Here is a 4,477-nt window from a genome sequence, read left to right as displayed (position 1 = left end):
TCCATTTCCCCTGGCTCTCATCCCGACGCTCACCAAGCACGGGTAGAGCGCGGGGCTTCCCGCCGAGAAGCTAACTGAGGCGCGATTTCCTGCAACCCCGACCCCTGAATCCTTACCTATTGTCTGTGGATGCGCCGACGGTGAGGGGGGTATTAGCTGATAAAGGCTTGGTGTTCTGGAGATGCCAATCCCGCTTGTAGGGTTTCCAAAACGGCGGCGAGGTTATTTTGCAACAATTGCTCTCGATTTAGCCATAAACCGGGAAAAACACGACTGCACAGAATACCCTGGTCATTAGGAGGGAGAGACTGATAAACTCGGTAGAAGAATTTAAATTGGTTTTTAAGGAATTCGATAATTTTGATAAAAAAGCCGTGGTGGGGGATAAAAAATGGATGTAAAATGTGGTGAATATTGGCAACAATTTTTTCGCCAATATTGAGCGTTTCGGTGCGTCAATCCCGGCGTTTATGGGGTGATTTTTCCATTTATGTGAGAGCGGGGGTGACGCACCCTACGGGGCGGTGGGTGTTGCTATTCGGTGCGTCAGTGCATGAAAAATGTGGTGAACATTGGCAACAATTTTTTCGCCAATATTGAGAGCGCTGCTAGAGTTGTAACCAGTCGTGAATTTCGCGCGCCAACCAGATGCACTCGGACTCGGTTAAATTGCGTCCGGAACTGCCAAAGGAATATTGTTGATAGTATTCCGGTTTGTGACCGGCGGTAATTGCCACTCCCATGACAAATTTTTTGTTATCGTAGTAAATGGAGACATCTTGAATTTGATTGGTGACGCCGAGCTGACGACGGTAAGTAAAGCCGAGGCGTTTGTTTTCGATTTCAAAGGTATTTCTGGCGCGATCGAGGAAGACGGTAGTGCGTTCGAAATAATCGCTCAAACAAGCAATGGCGATCGGGAGAATGAGTAAGGGAAGGATAACGATCGCCACCTGGAGGAGCAGAGAAAGCACCGAGATAGCGCCAATGCCAATCAGGATATAAATTAATAGCTGAGCGGCCAAATCAGAGGCGCTGAGACTGTCTTTTAACGAGGCGAAAGCGCTTTGAATGGCGATCGCACCGCGCTGTAGCAGTTGGGAGGCAGACTGGCGAATTTTCAGACCCGGTTCTGGGATAGAAATGAGTAAAGTTTGCGGTGTTTTTTTCAGGTGGATGGGGGTAAGGTCTGGTTGAGAAATCGAGTCAGTTTCGGTGGATAAAGCAGTAGCGGAGTTGAGCGCGCCGATCGCAACTCTTGCAGAGGGAAAGCGATCGTCGAGTTGAGGTTCTACGAGAGTTTCGAGCCAATCGAGAAAATAGGGATTGAGATTGGTGCTGACGCGATCGCGAAAATCCAGGTGCAAATTTTTTTGCAATAACTCTGCCGGTGGCGTGCCGGTGAGCAAATGAACTAATGTCGCACCTAGGGCATATAAATCCGACGCCGGGACTGCCTGACCGCCAAATTGCTCTAACGGAGTATAACCGTAGGTGCCCACCACGGTGAAGCTTCTGCGCGCCACAGCGGCTTTATCCTGCACTGCGCCGAAGTCTACCAGATAGATTTCCTCATCTTCCCCGAAAATCAGATTGCTCGGTTTGATATCGCGGTGGAGGACCGGGGGATTGAGTTCGTGCAGGTATTGCAAGATATCCAGGGTGGCGATCGCGATATCGCAGACTTCCGCCTCGGTAAATTTTTTCCCCTCATCCAACAACTGCATCAGAGAGGCCCCGGGGATATAATCGTGAACTAAACCGGACCAGAGTTTGTCATCTTCGAGGGCGAAGCGATCGCGATAGCGAGGAATGCGCGGGTGGTCCAAATTTTCCAGGACCTTCGCCTCGCGTTCGAACAGTTTCAGATTTTCCCACGCATTGGATCCACCCCAAACCAACAACTTCACCACCACGGGTTTTTCGCTACTGAGATCCTCTGCTAACCAGGTTTCCCGTGCGGGGTTATCGCTCAACTGCTCTTTGAGTTGATAGCGTTCTTGCAATACCGACCCTGTTTGCGGCATATTGTTAAAAGCGAATGTTAGATCGTGATTGTCTTAATTCCAGGGTAGCAATTTTTCCCCGGGGATGGCGGTCAATCCAATCGTGACAATTGAGCCGTTTGATGAGTCGCCACATCGCGCACCGGCTTGGTTTTTTTGTCACCTTGCCCTGGGCAAGTGCTATTTTTAACCATTGGCGCAACTGTCCGAGCTGTAGGTCGAGTTCTTCGGCGAGGGAGTTAAGCAAGGGTGCAAATTATTTTGCACATTTATTGGGGAGGGAGGCGGTAGTTCTGGTGGGGCGTTCCCAGGGGGTGGCCTGGGAACGAGTTAAAATATTTTTTCGTACCCACGGACGAGGGGGGGAGGTTGTTTTCCGTTGCACGATAAAAAAGCACACCCCCCTTCGTGACAAGGAGGGCGCTTCGATGCTGCATTTCGCCCAACTTAATAAGCGTCTTGCAGTTCGTAAAAGTCGGGGGAGATGTAATCCTTTCGCAAGGGCCAGCCGACCCAATCTTCCGGCATCAAAATCCGTTTGAGATTCGGATGTCCTTCATAGACGATGCCGTACATATCGTAGGATTCCCGTTCTTGGAAATCGGCGGTTTTCCAGATCCAGTAGACCGAAGGAACGGTGGGATTATCTCTGGGTAGGAAGACCTTGATGCGGACTTCCTCCGGGCGATCGGCATCATCCTCGACTTTAATTAAGTGGTACATGCTGACCAGGGGTTCACCCGGGCCGGGGTCGTAACCGCACTGACACTGCAGGTAGTTAAAGCCGTAAGCATAAAGGGCGGTGGCCAAGGGGATGAGAAATTCGGCTTCGACCTTGATGATTTCGACGCCGAGATTATCTCGTTCTAGGGCTTCATGTTCGAAACCATTTTCGGTAAGCCACTGGGAAATTTTACCCGCTTCTACAATTTGTTCTTGAGATTCTTGGGATTCTTCAGGCACGATTTTCCTCCTTCTGGGTGGCCTTCAGTGCGGGGGGAACCGGCATTCCCATTGCTTCGGTGAGTTCTTTGGGTGGCGTTTGACGGGTGGAGGTTTGTAGGTACTGACCCGTCAAGATGGGTTCGACCACTTTCATGTTGTGCTTGCGGGTGTAGAAGCGGTGGTCTTGTTCAATATTTGCCCGCTGTTGCATGGAATCGTTGGCGATTTTTTTGCGAAGTTTAACGATCGCATCGATAATCGCTTCCGGACGTGGAGGGCAACCGGGAATGTAAACATCCACCGGAATCAGTTTATCCACGCCGCGCACTGCGGTGTGGGAGTCCACGCTAAACATGCCGCCGGTGATGGTGCAAGCGCCCATTGCGATGACGTATTTGGGTTCGGGCATTTGTTCGTAAAGCCGCACCAGGGCCGGGGCGTACTTCATCGTGATCGTGCCGGCGGTGATGATCAAGTCAGCTTGACGCGGACTGGATCGAGGCACCAGACCGAAGCGATCGAAGTCAAAGCGCGACCCGATCAGGGCGGCAAATTCGATAAAGCAGCAGGCGGTTCCGTAAAGCAGAGGCCACAGACTAGAGAGTCGCGCCCAGTTGTACAGGTCATCCACGGTGGTGAGGATGACATTTTCGGAAAGTTCTTGAGTCACTTGAGGACGTTCGATCGGGTTAGCGATTTGTCCTTCAAAGTTGTTAGAGGTTGTTGGGTTAGGATTTAGGACCATTCTAAGGCTCCTTTGCGCCATGCGTACACCAGAGCAATTACGAGAATTGCGACAAATATGAGGGCTTCAATAAAGGCCAGGAGTCCAAGTCGGTGGAATGCGACCGCCCAAGGATAGAGGAAGACGGTTTCCACATCGAAGATGAGGAAGACCAGGGCGAACATGTAGTAACGGATGTTGAACTGGATCCAGGCTCCGCCGATAGGTTCGATGCCGGATTCGTAGGTGGTTCGCCGTTCTGGGTAGGTTGCTTTCGGACGCAGGAGTTGAGATGCACCGAGAGCTACCACCGGGACTAGGCCGCACACGAATAGAAAGCCGAGAAAATACTCGTAGCCGCTAAGGACAAACACGATAAATAACTTGAGGTTGACAGAACTTCTAAAACGAATTGTTTACATTTTTACATAATTGGGGCGCGAGCGACCCCGAGAACCTGGGCTTTTGCACGGGCCAGGGGGGTTGGAAATTCCAATGCCTCTCATAAAACTTAGCAAATTTCCGGGATTTCTTCAGTAAAACCACTCAGTGGCGAGTTTGGTGAGTGGGTAGCCCCCAGACCTTTTCCCCGAGGGCGACGCAGCCGCAATCACCCGGTGGGTTGCATTGGCAGCCCTTCGGGGGGAGAATTGCTCCGGGTCAGGGTTTAAGGTAAAATGGGGCTAGATTTAGAAATCCGGCGATCGTTTTTAAAGATTGTAACGAAGTCAGCACCCCGCTCTAAAGAGACGGGGCTTCTAGCCCCTGACTTTAGGTAGCTGACCAGCCTAAGCCCTACGAG

At 51.2% G+C, this 4,477-nt stretch carries 4 protein-coding genes and 1 pseudogene; all 5 read right to left on the bottom strand.

Going from position 1 to position 4,477, the window contains the following annotated elements; translation table 11 throughout:
• Window positions 1–152: 152 nt before the first annotated feature.
• Window positions 153–317: pseudogene (locus LKK83_RS17725) on the bottom strand (Uma2 family endonuclease); the annotation flags it as partial.
• 291 nt (window positions 318–608) lie between these two features.
• On the bottom strand, window positions 609–2,027 hold the full coding sequence (locus LKK83_RS17720; protein ID WP_324632586.1) for a serine/threonine protein kinase: 1,419 nt from the start codon (window positions 2,025–2,027) through the stop codon (window positions 609–611).
• Window positions 2,028–2,453: 426 nt separating this feature from the next.
• On the bottom strand, window positions 2,454–2,969 hold the full coding sequence (locus tag LKK83_RS17715; protein ID WP_324632585.1) for an NAD(P)H-quinone oxidoreductase subunit J: 516 nt from the start codon (window positions 2,967–2,969) through the stop codon (window positions 2,454–2,456).
• Window positions 2,962–3,696, bottom strand: a complete 735-nt coding sequence (locus LKK83_RS17710) for an NADH dehydrogenase subunit K (RefSeq protein WP_324632584.1) — start codon at window positions 3,694–3,696, stop codon at window positions 2,962–2,964. The genes LKK83_RS17715 and LKK83_RS17710 overlap by 8 nt, the downstream gene beginning before the upstream one ends.
• Window positions 3,687–4,049, bottom strand: coding sequence for a photosynthetic/respiratory NAD(P)H-quinone oxidoreductase subunit C (gene ndhC / locus LKK83_RS17705; protein WP_324632583.1), 363 nt, complete (start codon window positions 4,047–4,049; stop codon window positions 3,687–3,689). Before ndhC ends, LKK83_RS17710 begins: the two co-directional genes overlap by 10 nt.
• Window positions 4,050–4,477 lie beyond the last annotated feature (428 nt).

The sequence above is a fragment of the Phormidium sp. CCY1219 genome, from assembly GCF_035615515.1.
Taxonomy (GTDB): domain Bacteria; phylum Cyanobacteriota; class Cyanobacteriia; order Cyanobacteriales; family Laspinemataceae; genus CCY1219.
Note: the sequence above shows the minus strand (reverse complement) of the source record. Positions and strands in the feature narration are given on the sequence as shown.

Coding starts and splice junctions, on each gene's coding strand:
- LKK83_RS17720 (WP_324632586.1), bottom strand. CDS start 2,027: ATGCCGCAAACAGGGTCGGTATTGCAAGAACGCTATCAACTCAAAGAG.
- LKK83_RS17710 (WP_324632584.1), bottom strand. CDS start 3,696: ATGGTCCTAAATCCTAACCCAACAACCTCTAACAACTTTGAAGGACAA.